The organism is Stappia sp. BW2 (assembly GCF_008107695.1).
Classification (GTDB): Bacteria; Pseudomonadota; Alphaproteobacteria; order Rhizobiales; family Stappiaceae; genus Roseibium.
In genome coordinates, this window is sequence record NZ_VIRG01000070.1 from 1181889 (window position 1) to 1208679 (window position 26791).

Below are 26791 nucleotides of genomic sequence, written 5' to 3' on the forward strand. Positions count from 1 at the left end.
CTTGGCCCCGTTTTTTTTGTTGGAATGACTTTCAAAGTGCCAGCGCAGCAAAGCGATCGCCGGCGGCCAGAAAGGGAGCCGGATTGCTGGGCTTGTTGTTTCGACGAATCTCATAGTGAAGATGCGGGCCAGTGGACCGACCGGTGGAACCGACATTGCCGACTAGGTCTCCAGCCAGGACATGATCGCCTTTTGAAACTTTAATACGGCTCATATGGGCGTAACGGGTGATGAAGCCATTGGCATGGCGGATTTCCACCATATTGCCGTAGCCGCCATGACGTCCCGCGCTGATCACCGTGCCAGGTGCCGTTGCAACAACATTTGCGCCATAGGCGACCTTGAAATCGATACCGGTGTGCATCGCCAGCCGTCCCAGAAACGGGTCGACGCGCGGGCCATAGGTGCTGGATACGGAGCCGTTGCGGACGGGCCGTTGGATTGGGAGACGCAGCGCTGTGAACTTCACGCGCCTCAGAGTTTCAAGGGCGGTGTTGGCACGGTCCAGGCGGTCAGGGAAGTTCTCGTCATTGAGCGGCTGAAACGGACCGCCGAGAGATGTCTTTTCGCGTAATGTCGCGTTAAGCCCGGGCGTAATGGACCGCGTGATGCCCAGGATGTCCTCTATACGGCCTTCCGTGGCGATGGTGATCGCGTCGACAGCGGCCGTGCTTTCCTCGCCCATCACGGAGATATGCGCTTTTACGGCATCAAGCGCAGCTTGCTTTTCAGAGTTTTTTTTTAAGTCAGCGTCTGATGCGGCGGCATCTTTCACCGGCTGCTGAAGAATGGTCAGCGGATCGAACGACCGTGTCGACCCATCACGCAAGCCTAGAGCCTTGACCGGTTCTTCAATCAGTTCGCTCTCGCCGCCGATTGCCGACTTGTCGTTGCCATCCAGGGAGGCGAGGTTACGCTCATCGATGGAGGGTTTTTCCGGCGGCATCGGCTTGCTATCGCTCAGGTAGATCCCGACGCTTTCTGCCCGTGCCACAAGGTCGGCAACGATGGCGTGGCGCTGATTGAGATCCTGCTGCCGGCGAAGCACGTCCATGACCTTGATCTCGACAGTTTCCCGGTCGACCATCTGGCGGCTCGTCAGGTTGGCGATTTCGGTGCGCAGACGGTCGATATGGTCCTGATACTCCAGCACCAGTTCCGTCCGTTCCGCGCTGGCCTCAGCCATCATGTCGCTGCGCAGGGCGTAGTAACCTATCGTGCCTGCGACTGCCAAGGTTGCCGTCACGCAACCGATTGCCCCGCAAATCAGGTGAACCGGCCTCACACTGTAGGTGGTTGTCTTTGCGCCCTTTTCCAGAGCCGGGTGATGTGGCTCTGTCCGGGGGGCTTGATAGGTCCGCGTCGTTTCTTGGCGCTGTTGCATTGTCACTCAGTCACTGTCTGCATTCTGCAAGAGATCTGAGCCTGATTAGAATTTGGTAAGGTTAATAATTCGTCTTCATGCGCGTGAAATTTATCCGGCAAGACGCGCAAGAGGCTTGTAAAAACCGGGGGTTAGTCCTGCTTCAGAACGCGCGCGGTCGTTGAAAGGCGGTTTCAGCGCTCCCCGGAAATGGCGCCGCACAAAGCCCTGGAAAGCCGGTTCGGGTCTGATTCCCTGCCGGTCACACAAGAATCGGAACCATTTTGCACCGAAGGCGACGTGGTTCTTCTCGTCGCGATAAATGATGTCGAGGCATTTTGCGGTGTCCTCGTCATCGATTTCGCGTGCCTTTTCGATCATCGGCGGCGTGATGTCGAGGCCTCTGGCCTCCAGGACCAGGGGAATGATGGCCAGACGCGCTGCAAGGTCGTGCCCGGTGTCCTGGGCTGCCTGCCATAGACCATCATGGGCGGGAAAATCTCCATAGGAGGCATCCAGCTTCGCCAGGCGCTCCTGCAGCATGGCAAAGTGTTTTGCTTCCTCCAGCCCGACCCGAACCCAGTCGTCATAGTAGGAGCGTGGCAGCCGGACGTACGCAAATCGGCCAATCAGATCCCATGTCAGATCCACTGCGTTGAGTTCGATGTGCGCCAGCGAGTGAATCAGGGCAAGGCGGCCTGCCTTGCCCTTCAAATTGCGTTTGGGCATGTCGCGCGGTGCCAGCAGAACCGGCTTGTCGGGCCGCCCCGGCCGGTCCGGCATTTCTCCGTCAAGGGAAGGGGAGCCGAGCGCCAGGTCCCGTTGAAACCACGCCCTTGAAACAGCATAGGCAAGCCGAACCTTTTCGGTCGTGTCTGGTGCGCAGACAATCGCCTTTGCTCCGGCAACGAGGCTGTGGGGCATGGTTTCCATTCCGGGACGCTTCACTGGTTGGCAGGTCGTTGTCGAGGAGAAGACCTCACAGGGCTTGCGCAGCCTCAAGCACGGCGTCCGCGTGACCGGGAACTTTTACCTTGCGCCAGATCTGCGCGATCTTGCCGTCCGGACCGACGAGAAACGTGGAACGTTCGACGCCCATGTATTTCTTGCCATACATGGATTTTTCGACCCAGACGCCATAAGCTTCAGCGGCTTCCTTTTCCGTATCCGCCCCAAGTCTGATCGCAAGATTATGTTTGGCGATAAACTTGTCGTGCTTTGCGGCAGTATCAGGCGACAGCCCGATAATGGTCACGCCGAGTTTGGCAAACGCGTCGGTCTGCTCCGTGAAGGCGATAGCCTCCTTGGTGCAGCCCGGAGTGTCATCCTTGGGATAGAAATACACCACGACGGGTTTTCCTTTCAGGGCGCTCAGCGACACCTTCTTGCCGCCATCCCCCTCCAGTTCGAAATCCGGTGCGACATCCCCGACGGCCAATTCGCTCATCATGCCTTCCTTCTGTCAAAGTTTGTGCGTTAATGCCGGTTTCCGGCTGCTACTGCAATGGCTGTGGTCGCTTTTAGCAAAGCTTTCGCAGTATCATCAATCGCCAAGCGACTCGTCCGGAACAGCGGCGGCATAACGCGTTGCCTTGCTCCAAACTCGAACCCAAGCGCCTGTCTTACGCATACAGGCGAAAGATTGGATTGACGTATTTGCCAAAATCCGGCGAACCTGAGAACACGCCCAAAAAGGGGCGGCAAAAACGCAAGCGTTTGCGCTACTTTGCCGCCGCGGTTCTGATAGGTCTCGTTGCCGGTCTCATCTTTCTTTTTGCCACTGGCCCGGTACGCATTCCGCTTCTCGGGAGCCTTCTTGCCTATCAGGGCACGCGCGGCCAGGTGCAGCTGTCCATCGGCAGTGCGAGCGTCGATTTTACCGCTCCAGAAGGCATCAATATCCTGGTATCCGATGCGAAGGTGGACATTGCCGGCGGATCGCCTGTCAGCATCAGTTTTCCTGAATTGACCGCACCGCTGAACCGGGATGCGCTGCTTTCCGGCGAGGTTCATTTCTCGTCGCTTAACCTCGTGAAACCTCATGTCCGGATCGTTCTGGCTGGTGGGCCGGCAAAGCTCCCCAAAATGGGGCCGCTCATGGAGGCGGTCGACAGGGTGAGCGATGTCGTGGACGACCAGTTCGCCCGCCGGGGGCTCAGCTTCGTCAAGATCCGGGATGCTACTTTCGAATTGGCCGGATCATTTCCCAGGCGCTACTCGGGCATCGATGCGGACATTCTTCGCGACGAGAACCGCTCGATACGCGCCTTCGCCCGTGTCGCCGGGAACATATCAACCTGGCGGCTGGAGCTTGCCCGCAATGCCCCCCCAGGTGCGGATGCCAAGAGCATCGGCGTTGTGGTCAACGGCATCACACTTGCCGAATTGCTCGGTCCAAGTGCCAGATCGGTGCAGGGCAAGGGACTGGGACTTCCGGCTTCCGCGAAAATCGAAAGCCGGCTGACGGGAGACGGCAAATTCATTTCTGCCAATGCGGTTGCCCGCATTCGCAATGGCTGGTTTCAACTCGGCAAGACACTGGTGGCCTTTGACGATGCAGCACTGTCGCTGCTGTTCGAGGCAGGACAGGACACGATTGAAATTACCAAATCGCATGTCATTCGCGGTAACTCGCGCATCTTTTTTACAGGGTCTATCGGGCCTGTCGCAGGTGATTCACACGAGTGGCAGATCAATCTCGATTCGGAATATCCGCAGTTTGGATCTGCCGATGTTCCGGAAGAGCCGAATATGCTGGATGGCATCCAGGTCCGTGCACGGTTTGATCCGCTTGAGAAACTGCTGACGGTTGACCGTTTCACGGCTCGCGCCGGCAAGGCGGTAGTCCATGGGGTTGCTTCTCTGCAGATTACCCCTGAAGGGCCATATCTGGCGCTCGCCGCCGACGGCGAACTTATACCGCTTGCCGTCGCGAAGCAGCTTTGGCCGATCACGCTTGTGCCGCCGGCACGCCGCTGGATCATCGATCGCCTGAAGAACGGTCTGATCGAGACGGTTTCCTATACGGGTGCGCTGCGTCCGCCGGCATTCGATCCGCGTAACCCTGATCCGGGCTGGTCGGGCAACGATATGAGCCTCGACATGACGTTTTCCGACGGCGCGGTGACGCCTGTGGGTGACGTTCCCGAGATCGCCGGTCTCGAAGGCACGCTCACAATCAAGGATGAGACGTTGACCGTTTCAGCTAAAAACGGAACGGCGACGTCTTCGAAAGGTGGCCCGGTTGCCGTGCCGGATGGTGTCTTCCAGATTCATCACCTGCCGCTGCGGGATGGCAAGATGGCAAACGTGAACGCGCGTATGGAGGGAGCAGCGGCTGATCTCGGGGCAATGGTCAACAGCGCGCCTTTCCGTGTGCTGGACCGGGCAGACCTCAAGAATGACGGCGTTGAAGGATCAGGTGAACTCGACATTACCGCGTCGTTTCCGTTGGGCAGGGAAATCGATCTTACCGATATCGACTGGCAGGCGACAGGCCAGCTGAAGAATTTCTCGGACAGCAACCCGATAATGGGGCACACGGTCCGCAAGTCGGATGTTGCGCTGGATGCCAACAAGGATCAGGTCGCAATTACCGGAAAGGGCATCCTGGATGGACTTCAGGCCGATATCGACCTGGTCGTGCCCTTGGGCGAGTCCGGCGTTGCTGCGCGCCAGGATGTGGTGGTGTCACTCAACGCCCAGCAACTGAAGGACAAGGGTGTTGATCTGACGACCTTTCTTCAGGGCAACATGAAGCTCAGCGTTGCCAAGGTCAGTGACGGACAGGAATTTGTCATCGATCTGAAGCAGACGGATGTCAGGCTTCAGGCGCTTGGATGGCAGAAAGCCAAGGGCGTTCCTGCGAAGGCATCCTTCAAGCTGGTCGAGACAGATAAGCAGCGCCGGGTGAAGGACTTCAAACTTGTCTCGGAAGGGGTCGACGTTGCCGGTTCCATGCGATTGTCGCTGGCCGGTGATCTCGTCAGCGCGGCCTTCAGCACGTTCAAGCTGCGTCCGGGTGACAATGTCGAAGTCGACATCCAGAAAGCGTCCGACGGGCGCTACGATATCATATTTGCCGGATCCTCTTTCGACGGCCGTGGGCTGATCAAGAGCATGCGCAGCCCAGGCAGCAGCAAGGGCGCGGGCGATTTTTCAGGTGGCGCAAGAATTGCCGCCAATATCGACCGGGTCACCGGGTTCAACAATCAGGCCATCGAAAAGTTCGTGGGCAAGATCGATACCGGCGCCAAGGGACTGATTTCAGCAGATTTGAGAGGGCTGGTGAACGGTCGCGCGAATTTCGAATTCACCGTGACGGACCAGGGAGGCTCGCAAGCGGCCATCGGCCGGTTCGAGAACACCGGTGCGACGCTTCGGTTTCTCGATCTCTACAAGCGGATGCGCGGCGGAACTGGCGTCCTCAACGTTGCAATGGCCGACGAGAACAGTTGGGTTGGCGACTTCAACGTTCGCTCGCTAAGGATCACGGAAGATCCGGCCATCCAGCGTATCCGGGAACAGAATCGTGCCAAAAAAATTCCCGACGGGCGGCCGGTCAACAGCAGTGAAGCGGCGGATACCGCGAGTTTCGAAACGCTCGATATCAACTTCTCGCGGGACGGCGATTTGCTGACCATCAGCCGCGGTGCTCTTGAAGGCAATGCTCTTGGAGGAACTGTCAGCGGTTCGGTGGATCTGTCGCGACAAACGCTCAACCTGACAGGCACTTTCGTGCCGATCTACGCACTCAACAACTTCTTCGCCAAGATACCGTTGCTGGGTTTTGCGCTCGGCGGCGGTTCAGGCGAAGGCCTGATCGGCGTGACCTATCGTCTGTCGGGGCCCGTTTCCGATCCGGTGCTTTCCGTCAATCCGATTTCGGCGATTGCCCCTGGTATCTTCCGCAAGATGTTCGAGTTTCAGCCAAACTGAGTAAAAGCTCTTCCGCGCCGGGCCGGTTCTCCGATTTGCGGTCTCCGTCTGGCTGCGTTCGAGACGACTGGTCAGGAGGGCGGAACAAAAAAGCCGGGCATGGGCCCGGCTTTTGTCCGTCGAGAGCTTGGGTCGCTTAGACCGGCTTGAGAAGCACGTGCTTTTTCTTGCCGAGCGACAGTTTGACGATGCCGTCTCCGGTGACATCTGCAAGCGTGATCTGGCGCTTGTCGTCCTGTTCGCCCTTGTCGTTGATCTTCACGGCACCACCCTTGATGTTGCGGCGAACGTCTCCGTTGGAGGCGCAAAGCCCGGCGGTTACGAATGCGGACAGGACCCCGAGGCCCGCTTCCAGATCCGCTTTTGCGATTTCCACCGTCGGCAGGCCCTCGGCCGTCTGGCCTTCTTCAAAGGCCCTGCGTGCGGTCTCTGCAGCCGCTTCGGCGTTTTCCCGCCCGTGGATCAATGCGGTTGCTTCCGTGGCCAGGATCTTCTTGGCCTCGTTGATTTCGGAGCCTTCAAGCGCGGCCAGGTGGGCGATTTCGTCCATCGGCAGAACCGTGAACAGCTTCAGGAATCGCTCAACGTCCGCGTCTTCCGTATTGCGCCAGAATTGCCAGTAGTCATAGGCGGAAAGCTGCTCTTCGTTGAGCCACACCGCACCGGCGGCGGTCTTGCCCATTTTCGCGCCCGACGAAGTGGTCAGAAGCGGAGAGGTGAGGGCGTACGCTTCGACATCGCCCAGTCGGCGGACGAGATCCGTGCCAGACAGGATATTGCCCCATTGGTCGGAGCCGCCCATTTGAAGGCGGCAGCCCGTACGCCGGTAAAGCTCCAGATAGTCATAGCCCTGAAGGAGCATGTAATTGAATTCGAGGAAGGACAGATGCTGCTCGCGTTCCAGGCGCAAGCGCACACTGTCTCGCTGGATCATCTGATTGACCGAGAAATGCCGTCCGATATCGCGCAGAAATTCGACGTAGTTCAGTTTCAGCAGCCAGTCGGCATTGTCTACCATAATGGCATCCGTCGGGCCGTCGCCGAAGGTGAGGAGCTTTTCGAAAACCTTGCGAATGCCGGCCTTGTTTTCCTCAATCACCTCTTCGGTGAGAATCTTGCGGGATTCGTCCTTGCCTGAGGGATCTCCGACGCGCGTTGTGCCGCCACCCATCAGCGCGATGGGACGGTGGCCGGTTTTCTGGAACCAGTGCAGCATCATGATCGGCACAAGAGAGCCGGCATGAAGGCTCGGAGCGGTGCAGTCGAAGCCGATATAGGCTGTTACGGTTTCCTTCGCGCAAAGAGCGTCCAGACCGTTGGGGTCGGAGATCTGATGAATGAAACCGCGTTCTGAAAGAACGTTTAGAAAGTCCGATTTGAACTCGCTCATGTTCGCCTGTCCGTCCGTCTTGTGTGCCTGCCGGCATTCCTGCGGTCGTGCTCTAGCGCGTGCCGCAGGACTTGTAAATTGCGACGGCCGGAAAATCGGGAGCGCAGATGCTCTCAGGCGGCGGTTAGTTGCCTGCCTGGCCGTTGGCACGCACTTTCACGCAGACGAATTTCAGCTCGCCACCTTCCCAGGCAAGGCGCATGCCTTCCGAGAGTGTCCGCGGGACGGCTTCGCTGAGTGCTGCCTGGCATTCCGTCTCATCCTGAAACGTGCCTTGATCGGCAACAGCCCAGACATTCGGACCACTTAAAAGCTGAATGGAAACCGCCATAATCACCCACATGGAAAACTCCTTTTTTCTTGCCGGACCGCGAGGGGCCGGCGACTTCAAACATACTTTCAAGCTTAATCCGGCGAAAGTGAAGCATCGTGATGGTGGTCACAGCCAAAGTTGCCGGCAACTCCTAAATTGAAATCATCAGCAGCGCACGGAAAGCCGCTGTTCAACAATCGAAAGGAGTCGTCATGTTTCGCAAGTTTGCAATAGCCGCCGTCACAGTCGCCACCATGGCTACCGCTGCCGTCACCATTACTCCGAATGAAGCTCATGCCAAGAACCGCGGCGGTGCGATTGCCGCTGGTGCCATCATCGGCCTTGCCGCCGGCGCCATCATCGCTTCCCAGGCTCAGCCGCGCTACTACCAGCCGGTCCGCTGCCAGAAGCGCCCGGTGACCCGTTGGAGCCGTTATTACGGCCGCTACGTTGTCGTCGGTTACCAGCGCGTCTGTTACTGATCTCATCCACAATGTCTGCGAATGGCCTCCTTCGGGAGGCTTTTTCGTCTTGAGATTTGGTTGATCCTGCTTTTCAACACGGAACAGTGAAATTTTCATCCGGTGTTCCATGTCTTCCAATCTCCCACAGTCTCCTTCCCGGGCTCATGGCCTCATCTGCGGCACTCTGGAGCCTGGTCCCCTGAACGCCATCACGGATATCGACGGTGTTGCTGTCGGCCATCGGACCTTGAACGAGGGCGATCTCAGAACCGGGTTCACCGCTCTTGTGCCACATCCCGGCAATCTCTTTCGCGAGAAGCTTCCAGCCGCTGTCGAAGTCATCAACGGCTTTGGAAAGAGCGCTGGTCTGATCCAGGTCGATGAACTGGGAACGCTGGAAACACCGATCCTGCTGACAAACACCTTTGGCGTTGGAACCGGCGTAAACGCGCTTATCCGCCGGTCGATTGCCGAAAACCCGGAGATTGGCCGCTCTACAGGAACCATCAATCCAGTGGTGATGGAATGTAACGATGGCTATCTGAGCGACATTCAGGCAATGGCCTTGAGCGAAGCCGATGCCGAGGCGGCCCTGAATGCGGCCGGTAGAACGGTTGAACAGGGCAGCGTCGGGGCCGGGACGGGCATGAGTGCCTTTGGTTTCAAAGGTGGTGTTGGTACGGCGTCTCGTGTCTTTGATCTTGGCGAACGTCAACACAGGCTTGCCGCTTTGGTGCTTGCCAATTTTGGCCGGCCCGGCGATCTGGTGCTGCCGGATGGACGGCGGCCGCACCCAAAACAGGCCAGGCAAAGCGAAGAACGCGGTTCTGTCATCGTCGTTCTGGCGACGGATGTGCCTCTGGAAAGCCGGCAATTGAAACGGATTGCGCGGCGGGCCGGGGCAGGGTTGGCTCGGCTGGGTGCCTACTATGGCAATGGAAGCGGCGATATCGCGCTCGCTTTTTCAACTGCCTCAAGGGTTTCGCACTTCGAAGAGAGCGACTTTGTCGCTCGCGATATTCTTAGAGAAGACAAGATCGACGTCCTGTTTCAGGCGGCTGCCGAAACGACGCAGGAATCCGTTCTTAACGCAATGATCGCATCTCCGGCGATGCGCGGACGGGGGCGCAGCAAGCGGCCGTCACTTGCTGACTGGTTGCGCGTAAACGCTTAGATCGTGTGCGATTTATTTGAGCGAGATCCATTTCAAGCCGAGCTTGAGGCCTGCTGAGGGCGGTGGCCACCAGGACACTTTCAGCGTCACAGGTGTCCGGCGAATGCAAAGACATCGTTACGCTGACCAAACAAAAAGGCCGGGCAAATGCCCGGCCTTTCCGTTGATCTGAACCTGATGGGATCAGACAGAGTAGTACATGTCGAACTCGACCGGGTGCGGGGTCATTTCGTAACGCTCGACTTCTTCCATCTTCAGTTCGATGTAAGCGTCGATCTGGTCGTCGTCGAACACACCGCCAGCTTTCAGGAACTCACGGTCTGCATCGACTTCTTCCAGTGCTTCACGCAGAGAGCCGCAAACGGTCGGGATTTCTGCAAGCTCTTCGGCCGGAAGGTCGTAGAGGTTCTTGTCCATTGCATCGCCCGGGTGGATCTTGTTCTTGATCCCGTCGAGGCCGGCCATCAGCAGAGCGGAGAAGCAGAGGTACGGGTTCGCGGTCGGATCCGGGAAACGAACTTCAACGCGCTTTGCCTTCGGAGAAGCCGTGAACGGAATACGGCAGGAAGCCGAACGGTTACGCGAGGAATAGGCCAGCAGAACCGGAGCTTCATAGCCCGGGACCAGACGCTTGTAGGAGTTGGTCGACGGGTTGGTGAAAGCGTTCAGCGCTTTGGCGTGCTTCAGGATACCGCCGATGAAGTACAGGCAGTTTTCCGAAAGATCGGCATACTGGTTACCGGCAAAAGTCGGCTCGCCGTTGTTCCAGATGGACAGGTGGCAGTGCATGCCGGTGCCGTTGTCGCCGAATACCGGCTTCGGCATGAACGTGGTGGTCTTGCCGTAAGCATGAGCTACCTGATGGACGACATACTTGTACTTCTGCATGTTGTCGGCGCAACGGGTCAGGTTGTCGAACTTCATGCCGAGTTCGTGCTGGGCAGCAGCCACTTCGTGGTGATGCTTTTCGGTCGGAACGCCCATTTCTGCCATGACGGACAGCATTTCGGAACGGATGTCCTGAGCGCTGTCGACCGGCGGAACCGGGAAGTAGCCGCCCTTGGTGCGCGGACGGTGGCCGAGGTTGCCGGTTTCGTATTCGGAACCCATGTTGGACGGCAGTTCCGAGCTGTCGAGAATGAAGCCGGTGTTGTACGGGTCAGCGTTGAAGCGGACGTCGTCAAACATGAAGAATTCAGCTTCCGGACCGACGAACACGGTGTCGCCGAAGCCGCCGGACTTGACGTAGGCTTCTGCCTTTTTCGCGGTCATGCGCGGGTCGCGGTTGTAGCCTTCGCCGGTGACCGGGTCGACGATGTCGCAGAAGATCGCCATGGTGGACTGCGCGAAGAACGGGTCGATGTGTGCAGATTCCGGATCGAGGATCAGCATCATGTCGGACTCGTTGATGGCCTTCCAGCCGGCAATGGACGAGCCGTCGAAAGCAACGCCTTCAGCGAACATGTCTTCGTCAACGAGTGCTACGTCCATGGTGACGTGCTGCATTTTACCCTTAGGATCGGTAAAGCGCAGGTCGACGAATTTCACGTCTTTTTCCTGAATCTCCTTAAGGATTTCAGCGGCAGTGGTCATAGTGTCCATCCCTTTAGTTTTTCATGTGAACGGTTGGGTACTGTTCCGGTCCTGCAAAGTGTCTAATATTTGGCTCCGTTGCGTGGGACCGGAATTCGGATTGCCGGCGGTTGCCGGAATGGGTGGGTCAGATAGCGTCTATGCCGGATTCACCGGTACGGATACGGACTGCTTCTTCGATATTTGATACGAAGATCTTGCCGTCGCCAATGCGGCCTGTTTGCGCGGCGGATCTGATGGCGTCAACGGCTTTTTCAACCATGTCGTCGCCAAGCACGATTTCCACCTTCACCTTCGGCAGGAAATCCACGACGTATTCTGCGCCGCGATAAAGTTCCGTGTGGCCTTTCTGGCGACCAAAACCCTTGGCTTCCGTGACGGTGATGCCCTGGAGACCGACCTCTTGCAGAGCTTCTTTGACCTCGTCCAATTTGAAGGGCTTGATGATCGCTTCGATCTTTTTCATCACCTTGTGTCTCTCTCCACTTTAAAGGCCGGATAAGTTCGGCGTGCCCTTTTCCGGTGCGCAGGTCAAAGCGACCCACCCGAGCCCGGAAGGGACCGTTGTCAGCAATAAAGCACGATGTGTGCCAACCCGGCATGCCACCCCGGAAATTTTACCCGTTCGGGGAAATCCGCCACTAAAAGCGGCAAATTATACGAACGGAATGATTGCCTACCACACATGACATTGGTCATATGATGTTAAATTGAGCAAACAGATTAAAAAGTAGGCTGTATTTTATCATTTGGTCCAGACGTACATCCGCTGTGCGCATGGTGATTTGCACAATCTCACGTCAATCGAGTGCGGCAACAAGGCGGTGAAAAGGACGTAGGCCGAGATAGCGCAATTTCCGAGCGAGGAACCATCCTTATCGTTGTGCGTTGCAGACACACGGGAGAATGGAGACACTTATGCTCTTTTATGCTTTGGCTCTCGTGGCCATCGCACTTGTCGCCGGCACGTTCGGTTTCTTGGGAATGGGAGGTGCAACGGTGCCGGTTGCTCTCATCCTGGCCGGATTGTTTGGTGCGGTTTTAGTACTTTCGCTCATCGCGGGCGTGCTACGAAGGTAAACGCGAGAGTGCCAGTCCCTGCTGGTTTTTGATGAACGCAGCGTCTGGTCTGCAAATTTTAGTGAGGAAATCTTTGCGCAGGCTTACATGGCACAATGCCAGCCAGTCCGATGAGCAGCTTCGGGAATACCTCATTCTCGCCCTGTTGCGTTCGCGTACCTGCGTCATGCTGCAGGACGACTTGCTGAATTACCTCTACATCACGAACCTGCCGCATATTTGGTCAGCGCCTGTCGGGGATGCCCCGACGGATGAGGAAATCTTTGGTGCGGGCATCGGCAGGCAGCTCGGTGAGGCAAAGAAGGTGGTGCTGCAAACCGGGCAAGCGGCTAAACTGCAGGTCATGACCGACAGTGGTCAGATTTTTGAAGTCCACATCGAAACGATTGCCGGTGTCAAAGACGTTTCACAGGTTCTGACAACCATCGTCGACATCACTGAAAGCAGCCGCAGGGAGCAGGCGCTCAAGGATCTGCTGCTTGAGGTCAGCCACAGGTCGAAAAATCTTCTGGCGGTCATTCAGAGCCTTGCCACGCAGTCCGCGCGCTATTCAGGGTCTCTTGAGCAGTTCATAGCCGAGTTTCAGGGGCGTATCTTTTCCCTCTCCAATTCCCAGGACCTTGTGACGGAAGCTGACTGGTTCGGTGTGCGCCTTTTCGATCTTGCGCGATCTCAAATGCTGCTGTTCGGCGCAAGGCGCGTTGTTCCGATTTCTACGACAGGCGAAAACCCGCTGCTGACGCCCAATGCTGCGCTTTATGTGGGGCTTGGGCTGCATGAATTGATTGCTTCGACGTTTTCCGATTCAGGGCTGGAGGGTGTTGGCAACATATCTCTTACCTGCAAGACGATACTGCATCGGGGGCGGGCGTGTCTGTCCATCAACTGGACTGCCGGCTGTGCCGCTGCACCGGAAGCTGATGAGAAAACGGCAGGTAGCGTGGAAGAGCAGCACAGAAGTGCCTTTTCAGCGTTGTTGCTCGAAACGGTGTTACCGCAGTCCCTGAGCGGGTCTGCTACATTCAGTGTGTCCGCCGGCAGCATTTCGTACAGCCTGTTGTTTCCCAAAACAGACTACAACGTTCGTCAGGAGGGGCGTGAAGATATGATCTGGGCCTAGGATTTTCGTTGATCTGCTTAAGGCCTTGAGGGAATGTGTTCGACTTAACGTTGTTCCCGGATTTAAGCTTACGTATTTTTTGATTGATACTGTCGCGAATACTGAAATTAACAAATGTTATGAAGATTCTTGTTGTTTTCATGTTCGTTTTGCAAATGATTTTGTTGCCGGGCCCGTGAAAACTTTCTAATTCTGAGTCCTTCAAGCTTTCTTCCAGGGTCAGGCCAGCGGCGATGAAAAGACACATACCCCTTCTTGTGTTCGTGATAAGTGCGGCGATTGGCCTGTCGCTCACCTATGTCATTCTGGACAGGGAGCGGGCCGTTGAGCGACGCGAATTCGAAATACTCGCCGAAGAAGCTGTTGACCGTATTCGCGGACGCACCGAACAGAATTTTTCCCTCATTGCGGCAACGCATTCGTTTTTTGAAGCCGATCGCGGGTCGATATCTCGGCCCAAGTTTCAGAGCTTTGCCTTGGGGCTTTTCCTCAAGGGGCATCTGTCGGGAATGCAGGGGATTGGCTTCGCCAGATTGACACGGGCCGGTAGCGAGGATGAAGCCAGCCAGCTGTTGCTGGAGAACTATGACCTGGAACGTCAGGTCTGGCCGGCTACAGATCAGCCGTATCGTACTCCCATCGTTTTGATTGAGCCGCTGGATCTGCGTAACAAGGCTGCTCTGGGCTACGATATGTTTGCCGATGAAACACGCCGTAAAGCGATGATTGCGTCAGCTGAAAATTTTGACGTGAAGGCCTCGGCCCCTGTGATGCTTGTTCAGGAAATCACAAACGAAAAGCAAACCGGCTTTCTGGCGTATCTGCCCCTTTTGGCAGTGGAGGATGGCAGCGGAGAAACGCTGAACGGGGAAGATCGGATCGAAGGCTTTGTTTATGCGCCATTTCGTACCGGAGATCTGCACAAGGCTGCGCTGACGTCACCAACTCCGGTTCCGGTTCTCGTCAACACCACCGATGTTACGGACGGTGCCGCCGAACACCTTTATACATCGGAAGGTTTTGAAGAGCGTGCCGGAGAGGCGCGCTATCTTGTAACGCGGCAGATTGAAGTTGGCGGGAGAGTTTGGGAGATCTCGGTTATCGAAGCAGCCCACAAGGACAATGCCTTTCTTTATTGGCGTACCTTCATGCTTGGCTCGGTCTCTCTGCTTTTCTCTGCGGCTTTCGCGGTTTCGATTCGTTCCCGGTTGCGGGCGAGAGAGGCCAATCAGCGCCTGAAGGAAATGTCTGAAAAGACGATCCAGGAAAAGGACCTGATGCTTCAGGAAATGAAGCACAGGATCAAGAATTCGATTGCGCGCATTCTTGCAATTGCCCGCCAGACAGCCGGAGCTTCCGAAAGTCTGGAGGAATTCAACGATTCGTTCAGTTCACGGTTGCAGGCGATGGCAAATGCCCAGGATCTCCTGACCCGCTCCAGATGGTCAAAGGCCGATCTGAAGGCATTGCTTCTGCAAGAGCTTGAACAGGTTTTCGGCGAAGGAGCCCAGGGCATCAAACTTGCGGGGCCGGCGGTTCAGCTCAGTGAGACCGGCACTCATGCACTCGGGCTGGTGTTTCACGAACTTGCGACGAACGCGATGAAATATTCCGATGTCTTCGCTCAGAACGGGCGCTTCGAAGTGGTCTGGAGGGTCGTCCCGGCAAAAAAGGGCATGCAGCTTGAGCTCGATTGGCTTGAGGAGACCGGCAAGGTGGTCGAGTCTCCGAAGACCTTCGGCTTCGGCAGCAGGCTTATGGAAGCCTTGGTGGCTGGCGAGATGAACGGCAAGATCGATCGGCAATTCACCGCCAAAGGTGTCGCCATCCGCATTTCCGTGCCTCTGGTCTGAACCTGGTTGCAGGGCGCAAGATCCGGTTAGGCTGGGGCGAAGAGAAGAGGTGGCTGAAAAATGAGCCAGCACGACGCTATGTTGCAATGTGCGCTGCTGACCCCGCAGGAAATGGGAACTGCGGACCGACTCACAATAGAGGGCGGCGTTCCGGGAATTGACTTGATGGAACGTGCGGGCCTGGCCGTGGCGAAAGCTGCCGCGGATATGGTGCATGCATCGGGCCGGATCGTCGTTCTGTGCGGACCCGGCAACAATGGCGGCGATGGCTTCATTGCAGCGCGTTGTCTGGCCGCGGCGGGATACGACGTTGAAGTCAGGCTGCTCAAGTCACCAGATGGTCTGAAAGGGGATGCGCTTGAAGCTTTTCAGCGTATGAAACTTTCTGCCCTTCTTGCGGCAGAGGGCGATCATGTCGTGGGCGACTTAAACACTTCTCTGACAGATGCCGATTTGATTGTAGATGCTCTTTTCGGTGCCGGATTGGACCGGGCTTTGACCGGTGGTGTTGCGGAGGTGGTCCGAGCTGTCAATGCTTCCGGTACCGCTGTGCTTGCCGTGGATCTGGCGTCGGGAGTTCAGGGGGCAAACGGGGTGGTTGATGGCGAGGCCGTCAGCGCACGTGAGACTGTCACCTTTTTCCGTCAGAAACCGGGACATCTGCTTTATCCCGGCCGGCAACTCTGTGGCCGGATCAGTGTTGCGCAGATCGGCATCGAAGCGGGTGTGCTCGATCAAATCGCGCCCGCCGTATTCGCCAACGGTCCCGAACTCTGGTTGGGCAGTTGGCCGCAAGTCGCGCCCACCGGACACAAGTATTCCAGAGGACATGCGGTTGTTTTCGGCGGGCCGGTTGCGGCGACAGGCGCTGCGCGGCTGTCTGCCGGAGCTGCATTGCGGGCAGGGGCGGGCCTCGTCACGCTGGCCTCGCCCCCGGATGCGCTTCTGGTCAATGCCAGCCATCTGACGGCAGTGATGCTGAAGAAGGTTGCATCCGAAACCGGAATTCGCGACCTCTTGTCAGACAGGCGCCTCAATGCGGTTCTGATAGGTCCAGGCTATGGTGTCGGGGAAAAGACGCGCTTGGCAGCTGCGGATATTCTGGATGGCAAGCGGGCAAGCGTTCTCGATGCCGATGCGCTGACGAGTTTCGCGGACGACCCATCCGAATTGTTCGTTCGTCTGAAATCGCATCCGGAGCCTGTTGTCCTGACGCCGCATGAGGGGGAGTTTGTCCGTCTTTTCCCTGATCTTTCCGGTGACAAGTTATCCCGCGCTCGCGCGGCTGCGCGTAGATCCGGGGCTGTCTTGATTTTGAAGGGGCCGGACAGTGTTGTTGCAGCACCGGATGGGCGGGCGGCGATCAATTGCAATGCGCCGCCATGGCTTGCAACGGCAGGGTCCGGCGACGTGCTCGCCGGAATCGTTGTCGGTCTGCTGGCGCAGGGCGTTCCCGGCTTTGAGGCGGCGGCAATGGCGGTCTGGCTACACGGTGAAGCGGGCCGGGAGGCGGGACCGGGGCTGACCTCAGAGGATCTTGAGACAGCCCTGAAACCTGCGCTTCGCACACTTGTGGAGAAGTCCGGTTTCCGATGAGGCAAAGCACCGCTTTTTCCTTTGACGGGAAAATTTGCGATGCTATAGAGGCCCCGCTTAAATCGCTGGGTGCCGGGTCACTCACTGCGATGCGGATGTGGTGAAATTGGTAGACACGCCAGATTTAGGTTCTGGTGCCGCAAGGCGTGGGGGTTCAAGTCCCTCCATCCGCACCATTCTTCTCTATGATCGATATTTCCATGCCTGCTGGTATTCGGGCTGATTTAGGCTTCTCCCTTTGAGCCATGATCCGGTGCGGTCGTCACTTGTTGGGCTGGGTGTTGAAAGCCTTGCAGGCGCTACGCGCTCAAGTGCCGCCTTGGTAAGGAGCATCGTTGTGGTGCAGCTGGTGCGGCAGGCGCAGTGTTCGGCTGCGACATGTGCTGCGGGAATACCGGTGAAGCCAGGGGCGAACGTTTCGGCCCAGGTGGTCGGCAAAGATCAAATGACCTTGCCGAAAGAGCCGATTTCAGGCGATTTACGCCAGCAAAACCCTTGTCTCCCCTTGACACTTTCGGGCCTACGCAGTATCGCGCTCCCATCGTGCGTCTTGGACTGTGTTCAAGGCGATGCGTTGCCGTTTGAACGCTCCCGGCAAAAGGGGAGTGCAGGCAATGCGGCACACGGGATTTTAAAAACGAAACCTCCGGGGCGGATTGCCGCTCGGGACCGAGGACGACAAAACCCATGCAGGTAACCGAAACCCTCTCCGAGGGCCTTAAGCGTGAGCTGAAAATCGACATTCCGGCTGGTGATCTCGCCGCCAAGCTCGACGATTACATGGCCGACCTGAAATCCAAGGCCAACATCAAGGGCTTCCGCCCGGGCAAGGTTCCGCTGGCCCATCTGAAAAAGATGTATGGCCGCCAGGCCATGGCCGAGATCCTGTCGAACACCATCCAGGAAACGACTCAGAAGGCCGTTGAGGAGCGCTCCGAGCGCCCGGCTCTGACCCCGGAAATCGATCTGCCGGAAGAAGATGCCGAGAAGATCATGGCCGGTGACGCCGATCTTTCCTTCAAGATGACCTACGACATTCTGCCGAGCTTCGAGATCGTCGATTTTTCCGGTATCGAAATCGAGCGTCCGGTCGTTGAAATCGCCGAAGAAGAAGTCGACGAGCAGGTTTCGCAGATTGCCAAGAACAACGCTCCGTTCGACGCGAAAGACGGTGCGGCTGCCGACGGCGACCGCGTCACCATGTCCTACCTTGGCAAGATCGACGGCGAGCCTTTTGAAGGCGGTGCCGACGAAAACGGCATGCTGGTTCTCGGTTCCGGTCAGTTCATCCCGGGCTTCGAAGAGCAGCTCGTTGGCGTGAAGGCTGGCGACGAGAAGGTCGTGGAAGTGTCCTTCCCGGACGACTATCCGGCTGCACATCTGGCCGGCAAGGCAGCAACCTTTGACGTCGTCGTCAAGGAAGTTGCAGCTCCCGGCGAAGCCAAGGTCGATGATGAGTTTGCGAAGAACCTCGGCCTTGAGTCTCTCGACAAGTTGAAGGAAATCGTCCGCGGCCAGATCGAAGGCCAGTTCGGTCAGATGACCCGTCAGCGCGTCAAGCGCCAGCTGCTCGACAAGCTGGACGAGCACTATTCGTTCGACCTGCCCGAGAAGCTTCTGAACTCCGAGTTCGATGTCGTCTGGCGTCAGGTCGAAGAAGACATGCAGCGCAACGAGAAGACCTTCGAAGACGAAGAAACGACGGAAGAAGAAGCGAAAGCGGAATACCGCAAGATCGCTGAACGCCGCGTCCGTCTTGGTCTTGTCCTGTCCGAAATCGGTGAGCAGAACAACATCCAGGTGACTGACGAAGAACTGCAGCGCGCTCTGTACGACCGCGTCCGCCAGTTCCCGGGTCAGGAACAGCAGGTGTTCGAATTCTACAAGAACAACCAGCAGGCTCTGGCTTCCCTGCGTGCGCCGATCTACGAGGAAAAGGTCGTCGACTTCATGCTGGAACTCGCCAAGGTGACCGACAAGACGGTGACCAAGGAAGAGTTGGAGAAGCTGGTCGCTGAGGAAGAAGACGAATCCTAAGGTCAAACCGCTATCGAGAGCATCCTCTCGATAGCGGCCAATCTGGCCAATCGGTTTTCCCGTCTATCCCCAGATGTGGCTGCAGATTTAACCTTGCATTCACGCCGCATCTGTCATGACTTTGCGTTGAGGGCGACATCCCATATATACGGGGTGTCGCTTTTTTCGAGTCAGGCCCTGAATCGATGCGCTTCAAGGCCTGTTTCCTGTCTGGAGAGTCTCCAGGCAACATCTCAAGCATATGGATGAGGTATGAAGGATCCTGTCGATATCTACATGAACACTCTCGTGCCTATGGTGGTCGAGCAGACCAACCGGGGAGAGCGGGCCTTCGATATCTATTCGCGCCTGCTGAAGGAGCGCATCATCTTCCTGACCGGCCCGGTCGAGGATCATATGGCAACCCTGGTAAGCGCTCAGCTTCTGTATCTGGAAGCTGAAAACCCGAGCAAAGAGATCGCGATCTACATCAATTCCCCGGGAGGTCTCGTGACCTCCGGTCTCGCGATCTATGATACCATGCAGTTCATTCGTCCGGCTGTGTCGACGCTCTGCATTGGCCAGGCCGCTTCCATGGGCTCGCTCCTTCTGACCGCAGGCGAGAAGGGTATGCGCTACATCCTGCCGAATGCGCGGGTGATGGTGCACCAGCCTTCCGGCGGTTTCCGCGGTCAGGCGGCCGACATCATGCTTCATGCACAGGAAATCCTGGCTATGAAGCGCCGGCTGAATGATATTTACGTGAAGCACACCGGCCGTACTCTCGACCAGGTCGAGGGCGCGCTGGAACGTGACAACTTCATGACCGCTGAAAAAGCTAAAGAATTCGGGATCGTCGACAAGGTGATCACCGACCGCAACACGCTCGGCAGCGACGAAGAGAAGTGAGAGAGTTACCCGGCTTTAAGCATGGATTGAATTTCCACGCTTAAAGCCGGAAAATCCTCGGGTGATGCCGGGTTTTCATCTTCGCCTTAAACCTATATTGATTTTTACTGGCGAAGCATGATGACATCACAATGTGAAGTGGCGCGTGTGCGCCGCTTCTGAACCGGTTCAGTCATAATTTGGCCTTAACCGGAGAGATTAAGGGGAAATATCCCCCGTAAACGCGAGGTTGACTACATGACCAAGGCCAGCGGCAGCGATTCCAAGAATACGCTTTACTGCTCCTTCTGCGGCAAGAGCCAGCATGAAGTTCGCAAGCTGATCGCCGGCCCGACTGTTTTCATTTGCGATGAATGTGTCGAGCTGTGCATGGATATCATTCGTGAGGAGAACAAATCCTCGCTAGTGAAATCACGGGACGGGATCCCGACTCCTCAGGAAATTCGCGATGTTCTGGATGACTATGTCATCGGGCAGGGCAGCGCGAAGAAGGTTCTGTCGGTCGCCGTTCACAACCATTACAAGCGCCTCAATCACGCATCGAAGAACAACGATGTCGAGCTGGCGAAATCAAACATCCTGCTGGTCGGGCCGACCGGTTGCGGCAAGACGCTGCTTGCGCAGACCCTTGCCCGCATTCTGGACGTGCCTTTCACCATGGCAGATGCCACCACGCTGACCGAAGCCGGTTACGTGGGCGAGGACGTTGAGAACATCATCCTGAAGCTTCTGCAGTCCGCCGACTACAATGTCGAGCGTGCGCAGCGCGGCATCGTTTATATCGATGAGGTCGACAAGATCAGCCGCAAGGCCGACAATCCGTCGATTACCCGGGACGTTTCGGGCGAGGGTGTTCAGCAGGCACTTCTGAAGATCATGGAAGGCACTGTTGCTTCTGTTCCGCCTCAGGGTGGTCGCAAACATCCGCAGCAGGAATTCCTGCAGGTGGACACGACCAACATCCTGTTTATCTGTGGTGGTGCTTTTGCCGGTCTCGACAAGATCATCTCCGACCGCGGAACGCAGACCTCCATCGGCTTCCAGGCCAAGGTCCATGCACCTGAAGATCGCCGCATTGGTGAGCTGTTTTCCGAACTGGAACCGGAAGATCTGCTGAAATTCGGTCTTATTCCTGAATTCGTCGGCCGTCTGCCGGTGATTGCGACCCTTGAAGACCTCGATGAGGACGCCCTGGTCACGATCCTGACAGAGCCCAAGAACGCTCTGGTCAAGCAGTATCAGCGTCTCTTCGAAATGGAACAGGTTGAACTGTCCTTCCACGAGGAAGCCCTCAAGGCAATCGCCCGCCGGGCCATCGAACGCAAGACCGGTGCTCGTGGCCTGCGCTCGATCCTTGAATCCATCCTGCTCGATACGATGTATGAGCTGCCGGGTCTGAAGGGCGTGAAGGAAGTCGTGATCTCTCCGGAAGTCGTGAAGGGCGAGGCGCGCCCGCTCTACATTTACGAAGACCGTGAAGAAACATCGGCTACCAGCGCCTGAGGCGCTGAAGTCTGTTTCCAGTGACTTTGACGAAATGCCGCTCCAACCGAGCGGCATTTTGTTTTTGGGCGACAGGGCCATGTGGTGCAGCGTTTTCCACCGGCACGATGAGTCGTCAACAGACAAGACCTGTGGGCAGCAACCGATTGCCTTGACACCGGCAGGTCTGGTGTCCACCTAATAGGCCTAAGGACGGCTTATGCGGATTGTCGGCGCGCCCATCAGGGGTGCCGTGGTCTGGCCTTCAGGACCTTCGGTTCGAAGCCGTTTTCCAGTGTTTTGGCTGCCTTTTACCGAGTGGGGCCGGGACACGCTGAGAAAGGAAAAAAAATGAGCGACGCAGAAATTCGCGCCACAGATCAGGACAGCACGTCTGTCTACCCCGTCTTGCCCCTGCGCGACATCGTTGTCTTCCCGCATATGATCGTGCCGCTGTTCGTCGGCCGCGAGAAGTCAATCAAGGCGCTCGAAGAGGTGATGACCACCGACAAGCACATTCTTCTGGCGACACAGATGAATGCCGCTGACGATGATCCCAATCCGGACCAGATCTACAACGTCGGCACCCTTGCGACCGTCCTGCAGCTTCTCAAGCTGCCCGACAACACGGTCAAGGTTCTGGTGGAAGGCGGCGCACGTGCGCAGATCGGCGATTACACCGACCGTACCGACTACTTCGAAGCCTCCGCAACGGTTCTGCCGGAGCGTGATGGCGAGAACATCGAAATCGAAGCGCTTGCGCGCTCGGTCGTGTCCGAGTTCGAAAACTACGTGAAGCTGAACAAGAAGGTTTCTCCGGAAGTTCTGGGTGCGATCAATCAGATCGACGATTATTCCAAGCTGGCCGATACGGTTGCGTCTCATCTGGCAATCAAGATTCCGGAAAAGCAGGAAATCCTCGGCGTGGTTTCCGTCGCAGAGCGGCTTGAGCGCGTTCTGGGCATGATGGAGAGTGAAATCTCTGTCCTGCAGGTTGAAAAGCGCATTCGCTCCCGCGTCAAGCGGCAGATGGAGAAGACCCAGCGCGAGTATTATCTGAATGAGCAGATGAAGGCCATTCAGAAGGAACTCGGCGACAGCGAGGACGGCCGCGACGAGATTGCCGAACTCGAAGACAAGATCAAGAAGACCAAGCTGACCAAGGAAGCGCGTGAACGCGCCGCGGCCGAGATAAAGAAACTGAAACAGATGAGCCCGATGTCCGCGGAAGCGACCGTCGTGCGCAACTATCTGGACTGGATGATCGGCATTCCGTGGAACAAGAAGTCCAAGGTCAAACACGATCTTGCCTTCTCCGAGAAGGTGCTCGACACCGACCATTATGGCCTGGAGAAGGTCAAGGAACGGATCGTGGAGTATCTGGCAGTGCAGAGCCGGGCCAACAAGCTGCGTGGTCCGATCCTGTGTCTCGTTGGCCCTCCCGGCGTCGGTAAGACCTCGCTCGGCAAGTCAATTGCGAAGGCCACTGGACGTGAATTCGTTCGCATGTCGCTTGGCGGTGTGCGTGACGAAGCGGAAATCCGCGGTCACCGCCGGACGTACATTGGCTCGATGCCCGGCAAGGTTATTCAGTCGATGAAGAAGGCGAAGAAGTCCAACCCGCTCTTCCTGCTCGATGAAATCGACAAGATGGGCATGGATTTCCGCGGCGATCCGTCTTCGGCTCTGCTGGAAGTGCTGGATCCGGAACAGAACTCGTCCTTCATGGACCACTATCTGGAAGTCGAATACGACCTCTCGGATGTGATGTTCGTTACGACGGCGAACACGCTGAACATTCCGGGCCCGTTGATGGACCGTATGGAAGTGATCCGCATTGCCGGCTACACGGAAGAAGAGAAGGTGGAAATCTGCCGCCGTCACCTCATTCCGAAAGCCGAGAAGGATCACGGCCTGCGTGAAGGTGAGTTCTCCATCGAGGATGAAGCGCTTCACTTCATCGTGCGCCGCTACACCCGTGAAGCAGGTGTGCGTAACCTTGAGCGTGAAATGGCAACCCTGGCCCGTAAGGCGGTCAAGGACATCCTGATGAGCGACAAGGAAAGCATCACGGTGACGAGCGAAGTTGTCGAGAAATATCTCGGCGTTCCGCGTTACCGTTACGGTGAAGCTGAACTTGAAGATCAGGTCGGTGTCGTGACTGGCCTTGCCTGGACGGAAGTCGGGGGTGAGTTGCTCACCATCGAAGGCGTCATGATGCCTGGTAAAGGCAAGATGACCGTCACCGGCAACCTGAAAGACGTGATGAAGGAATCGATTTCTGCAGCGGCGTCCTACGTCCGTTCGCGGGCGATCGATTACGGCATCGAACCGCCGACCTTCGAGAAGAAGGACATTCACGTCCACGTTCCGGAAGGCGCCACCCCCAAGGATGGCCCGTCCGCGGGTATTGCCATGGCAACGGCCGTGATCTCGACCATGACTGGAATTCCGGTTCGCCGGGATGTGGCGATGACTGGTGAAATCACCCTGCGCGGTCGCATCCTTCCGATCGGTGGTCTGAAGGAAAAGCTGCTGGCCGCTCTGCGTGGAGGCATCAAGCTGGTCATGATCCCGGAAGACAACGCCAAGGATCTGGCGGACATTCCGGACTCGGTCAAGAACTCGCTTGAGATCATCCCGGTTTCGGGCATGGAAGAAGTGCTGAAAAACGCTCTTATCCGTCAGCCTGAACCCATCGAATGGGATGAGACAGCCCACGAGGCCGCAACCAAAGCGCGTGAAAAGGACGATGACGCCTCCGGTGTTCTTGCCCACTAATCGCGACATTGCAGTGCATAAATTGGAGAGCCCCGGGAAAACCGGGGCTTTTCTTTTGAATAATCGGTCGAAATGGCTGTTTTCTGCGAAAAAACCACTTGCGTTTCAGTTCAAATCAACCGAATTTCGCGCAACGGCGCTGACAGGAATCGTCGGCAATCTGCCGTTTCTTAGAAAGGTATCTGCTATGAATAAGAACGATCTGATCGCAGCTGTTGCAGAAAAGACCGGCCTCACCAAGGCGCAGGCAGGCGAAGCAGTTGACGCAACTTTTGATGCTGTGACCCAAACGCTGAAAAGCGGTGACGAAGTCCGCATCATCGGTTTTGGTAACTTCACTGTTTCCGAACGTGCAGCAACCGAAGGCCGTAATCCGCGGACTGGCGAAACGATTCAGATCCCGGCTTCTAAGACGCCGAAGTTCAAGGCCGGCAAAGGCCTGAAGGACGCCGTGAACGCCTAATAGCGCTCACCTGCGATTTCTTCGCTGAGCCCCGTATCCGGAAACGGATGCGGGGTTTTTCTTGTCTGGCTGATCTATTTTGGGTGGAGGGCTGGCGACGTGCGCCGTCTTCAGTATAGTCCGCCTGTCGTGAGGCGATGCCAATTGCTCGACAGGAGTTGGAATGTCACTGCAAGCCTTGATCCGCAGGCGCCAGCGGGCGCTTTTTGATGCCTGGGTCCGTAACCCTCTGGTGCAGGTTCAGGTGGAACACCCTGAAGCCCTTGGCCACCTGGTGTTCCTCGATGATTTTGATGATGACGTACACACTGCCAAAGTCGGCAGGAGCAGCCTGAAAAACGTTGCTGTCGTGCGGAAACCCGGCAATCCGGATGAATATGCCAGCGTCTGGGTGAGGGCGGGTTATTCCTCCTATCAGAAAGCCTGGCTGCGTTTTGTCGAACAGGTCTATGGCATCAAGGCGACGCCATCCGACCTTGCCGGCTATAATATCGATCACCTTCTCAACAAGGCGCGCAGTCCCAACAAGGCCGGTTTCATTCGGGTCGAGGCTATCAATGATGCCGTCAATCAGGCCTGGGGCGGCTTGTTCGAACGTGCCGCCAGCAATCCCGACTTCAGCGCAAATCAGAATCGTCTTCGCCGGACGATGTCCTGGATTATAGCCGCAAAGCTCATGGATCAGCCGCCGCCGAGGGGACCGAACGATCAGCAAGGGATTGCCCGTCTGGTGCAATTCTTCAATCAGAACGGTCTTGCCGCGGACAACCCGCAGCGCGGGCTCGTCGACATGCTCGAGTTTGCCTACAAGTTCCAGTAGGCTTACCTGGCGTGCGCGATTGCCTCTTGCGCGACGCGTTGTCCGGAAAGCCAGGCGCCGTGTACGGTTGCCGGATAGTCGGCAACTGTTGCTTCTCCAGCAAAGAAGACCCGGCTGTTGAGGTTCGCAGCCAGAGCTGTTCTTGCACCGGGCGCCACATCAACCGGCAAGAAAGAGTAGGAGCCTTGTGTCCACTTATCCTGTTGCCAGGCTGAGCTTATGCTGGTGACAGGTGGCGGTATGTCGCGTCCGAACATGGTCTGCAGCGCTTCAAAGGCGGCGCGTCTGCGGTTCTCTTCACTGAGCTTTTCAAGTTCCAGCGCAAAGGCTCCGGCATTCAGTGCGCAGAGAATCGGTTTTCCGGTGACGGGAAAAAGATTTGGCCAATAGGCAAATGCGTCATGGGTGGTGGAGATGCGGCCGAAATTCAGGACGGTTTCGTGCCAGAAGGGTTCTGGAAACGACAGATAGACCTTGTCGAGCAAGCCCATCCCGAGAGCATCGATAGCGCGGCGCTTGGTATCGGGGAGAGGCGGGGAAAAGGCGATTGAACCAGCCTTCAGGGCACCGAGAGGCACCGTGCAGACCGCATAATCAGCCTCAAGAACCTTGCCTGCGACGCTGACGCTGACGCCTTTCGAGGAATGCTCGATGCGGTCCACGACGGCTTCGGTGAGGATGGTCAATCCTTGAGATACCCCTAGTGCAATCTTGTCGTAGCCGTCTGGCAGCACCGCATCGGGTCCACCAAATGCCGTGCCTTCGTCTACGCCCGCCAGCGACAATTCGGTGGTTGAAGCTGCGAATTCCTGCTCCAGCAGGCTATGCGCCAGAAAGCCGATTTCGTCATCTGTGAGCTGCAACAGGGATCTCTGTTGGCGAATCTTCCTGATGGCATTCTTGGCGGAAATCCGGGAGAGGGAGGTTTCATTTTCCTCCATGAAGCCCTCCAGAGCATCTGCGAAGATCTCGAAACGCTCGACCGAGCGGCCATCATGTCCGGTCAGATCGAAGACCTCCTCGTTATCATAGTCCCAGTCGAACAGTGGTTGAGAGAAACGCTGTGCGAGCTCCGTGATCGGGTTGGCTCTGGTTCCGTGGATCCAGCTTGCTCCAAGATCCAGCGGCGTACCCAGTGACCTGTCGGTATGCAGACGGCCGCCGATCCGGCTGCGAGCCTCAAGCACGATTACAGAAAAACCACTGTCTGCCAGCGTTTTCGCCGCAGCCAAACCGGCGATACCTGCGCCGATGACCAACGCTTTGCGGCCATTGGCAGAAGAGGCAGCGCGGGCTCCTTTCAAAAGCGGCAGAGCGAAGAGACCTGACAAAATTCCTGTCAGAATTGACCGGCGTGACGTCAGCATGGTGTTGGCTTTCTCCTGCTTCCGGAATAGCCAGTTTGCCTTCAGTTCCCACCGTCATCCACAGGCTTT

Annotated in this window: 21 protein-coding genes and 1 tRNA gene; 14 read left to right on the forward strand and 8 right to left on the reverse strand. The window is 57.0% G+C overall.

The annotated features are described in order from the left end of the window. Positions 1-31: 31 nt before the first annotated feature. From FMN63_RS24450 to bcp, 3 genes are all read right to left on the reverse strand, one after another. A complete protein-coding gene (locus FMN63_RS24450; protein ID WP_148586707.1) occupies positions 32-1384 on the reverse strand; it encodes a M23 family metallopeptidase in 1353 nt (450 codons plus the stop codon). Positions 1385-1474: 90 nt separating this feature from the next. After that, on the reverse strand, positions 1475-2296 hold the full coding sequence (locus FMN63_RS24455; RefSeq protein ID WP_148586708.1) for a ferritin-like domain-containing protein: 822 nt from the start codon (positions 2294-2296) through the stop codon (positions 1475-1477). Between the two features lie 46 nt (positions 2297-2342). Further along, positions 2343-2810 (reverse strand): thioredoxin-dependent thiol peroxidase, encoded by a 468-nt coding sequence (gene bcp / locus FMN63_RS24460; protein WP_148586709.1) that lies wholly within the window; start codon positions 2808-2810, stop codon positions 2343-2345. Positions 2811-3010: 200 nt separating this feature from the next. Between bcp and FMN63_RS24465 the strand changes: the two genes are divergently transcribed. Further along, positions 3011-6301, forward strand: coding sequence for an AsmA-like C-terminal domain-containing protein (locus FMN63_RS24465; RefSeq protein WP_209001300.1), 3291 nt, complete (start codon positions 3011-3013; stop codon positions 6299-6301). 136 nt (positions 6302-6437) lie between these two features. Here the strand turns inward: FMN63_RS24465 and tyrS are convergent, their stop codons facing one another. Then, the gene (gene tyrS, locus FMN63_RS24470; protein WP_148586710.1) at positions 6438-7691 is read right to left on the reverse strand and encodes a tyrosine--tRNA ligase; all 1254 of its coding nucleotides are present in this window, start codon (positions 7689-7691) and stop codon (positions 6438-6440) included. Positions 7692-7815: 124 nt separating this feature from the next. Beyond that, positions 7816-8034, reverse strand: a complete 219-nt coding sequence (locus tag FMN63_RS24475; RefSeq protein ID WP_148586711.1) for a hypothetical protein — start codon at positions 8032-8034, stop codon at positions 7816-7818. A gap of 182 nt (positions 8035-8216) precedes the next feature. On the opposite strand from FMN63_RS24475, the gene FMN63_RS24480 reads away from it, so the two are divergent. Further along, positions 8217-8486, forward strand: coding sequence for a tyrosyl-tRNA synthetase (locus FMN63_RS24480; protein WP_148586712.1), 270 nt, complete (start codon positions 8217-8219; stop codon positions 8484-8486). A 109-nt stretch (positions 8487-8595) separates the two neighbouring features. Beyond that, on the forward strand, positions 8596-9642 hold the full coding sequence (locus FMN63_RS24485; RefSeq protein ID WP_148586713.1) for a DmpA family aminopeptidase: 1047 nt from the start codon (positions 8596-8598) through the stop codon (positions 9640-9642). A gap of 183 nt (positions 9643-9825) precedes the next feature. On the opposite strand, the gene glnA is transcribed toward FMN63_RS24485, so the two are convergent. Further along, positions 9826-11235, reverse strand: coding sequence for a type I glutamate--ammonia ligase (glnA, locus tag FMN63_RS24490; protein ID WP_148586714.1), 1410 nt, complete (start codon positions 11233-11235; stop codon positions 9826-9828). Between the two features lie 127 nt (positions 11236-11362). Continuing rightward, on the reverse strand, positions 11363-11701 hold the full coding sequence (locus tag FMN63_RS24495) for a P-II family nitrogen regulator (protein ID WP_006934743.1): 339 nt from the start codon (positions 11699-11701) through the stop codon (positions 11363-11365). A 452-nt stretch (positions 11702-12153) separates the two neighbouring features. Here FMN63_RS24495 and FMN63_RS24500 point away from each other — a divergent pair, with 452 nt between their 5' ends. From FMN63_RS24500 to FMN63_RS24550, 11 genes are all read left to right on the forward strand, one after another. Beyond that, positions 12154-12315: a DUF1328 domain-containing protein gene (locus tag FMN63_RS24500; protein WP_162530106.1), complete on the forward strand. Its 162-nt coding sequence runs from the start codon at positions 12154-12156 to the stop codon at positions 12313-12315. A 73-nt stretch (positions 12316-12388) separates the two neighbouring features. Further along, a complete protein-coding gene (locus tag FMN63_RS24505) occupies positions 12389-13435 on the forward strand; it encodes an HWE histidine kinase domain-containing protein (RefSeq protein ID WP_162530107.1) in 1047 nt (348 codons plus the stop codon). A gap of 233 nt (positions 13436-13668) precedes the next feature. Then, on the forward strand, positions 13669-15288 hold the full coding sequence (locus FMN63_RS24510) for a CHASE domain-containing protein (RefSeq protein ID WP_148586717.1): 1620 nt from the start codon (positions 13669-13671) through the stop codon (positions 15286-15288). A 60-nt stretch (positions 15289-15348) separates the two neighbouring features. Continuing rightward, positions 15349-16884 carry an NAD(P)H-hydrate dehydratase gene (locus FMN63_RS24515; RefSeq protein ID WP_148586718.1) on the forward strand — a complete coding sequence of 512 codons (1536 nt, stop codon included), beginning with the start codon at positions 15349-15351 and terminating at the stop codon, positions 16882-16884. A 91-nt stretch (positions 16885-16975) separates the two neighbouring features. Further along, a tRNA-Leu gene (locus FMN63_RS24520) sits at positions 16976-17060 on the forward strand. Between the two features lie 511 nt (positions 17061-17571). After that, complete coding sequence (tig, locus tag FMN63_RS24525; protein WP_148586719.1) at positions 17572-18921, forward strand: trigger factor; 1350 nt, start codon at positions 17572-17574, stop codon at positions 18919-18921. Positions 18922-19173: 252 nt separating this feature from the next. Continuing rightward, complete coding sequence (locus FMN63_RS24530) at positions 19174-19809, forward strand: ATP-dependent Clp protease proteolytic subunit (RefSeq protein WP_148586720.1); 636 nt, start codon at positions 19174-19176, stop codon at positions 19807-19809. Positions 19810-20046: 237 nt separating this feature from the next. After that, entirely contained in the window at positions 20047-21312 is a 1266-nt protein-coding gene (gene clpX / locus FMN63_RS24535; RefSeq protein ID WP_148586721.1) for an ATP-dependent Clp protease ATP-binding subunit ClpX, read from the forward strand. A gap of 330 nt (positions 21313-21642) precedes the next feature. Then, positions 21643-24072, forward strand: a complete 2430-nt coding sequence (gene lon / locus FMN63_RS24540) for an endopeptidase La (RefSeq protein WP_148586722.1) — start codon at positions 21643-21645, stop codon at positions 24070-24072. Positions 24073-24259: 187 nt separating this feature from the next. After that, complete coding sequence (gene hbs, locus FMN63_RS24545; protein WP_006934728.1) at positions 24260-24535, forward strand: non-specific DNA-binding protein Hbs; 276 nt, start codon at positions 24260-24262, stop codon at positions 24533-24535. A gap of 163 nt (positions 24536-24698) precedes the next feature. After that, positions 24699-25355: a hypothetical protein gene (locus FMN63_RS24550; RefSeq protein ID WP_148586723.1), complete on the forward strand. Its 657-nt coding sequence runs from the start codon at positions 24699-24701 to the stop codon at positions 25353-25355. A 2-nt stretch (positions 25356-25357) separates the two neighbouring features. Here FMN63_RS24550 and FMN63_RS24555 read toward each other — a convergent pair whose 3' ends face one another. Then, entirely contained in the window at positions 25358-26722 is a 1365-nt protein-coding gene (locus FMN63_RS24555) for a flavin monoamine oxidase family protein (RefSeq protein ID WP_148586724.1), read from the reverse strand. Positions 26723-26791: the final 69 nt, after the last annotated feature.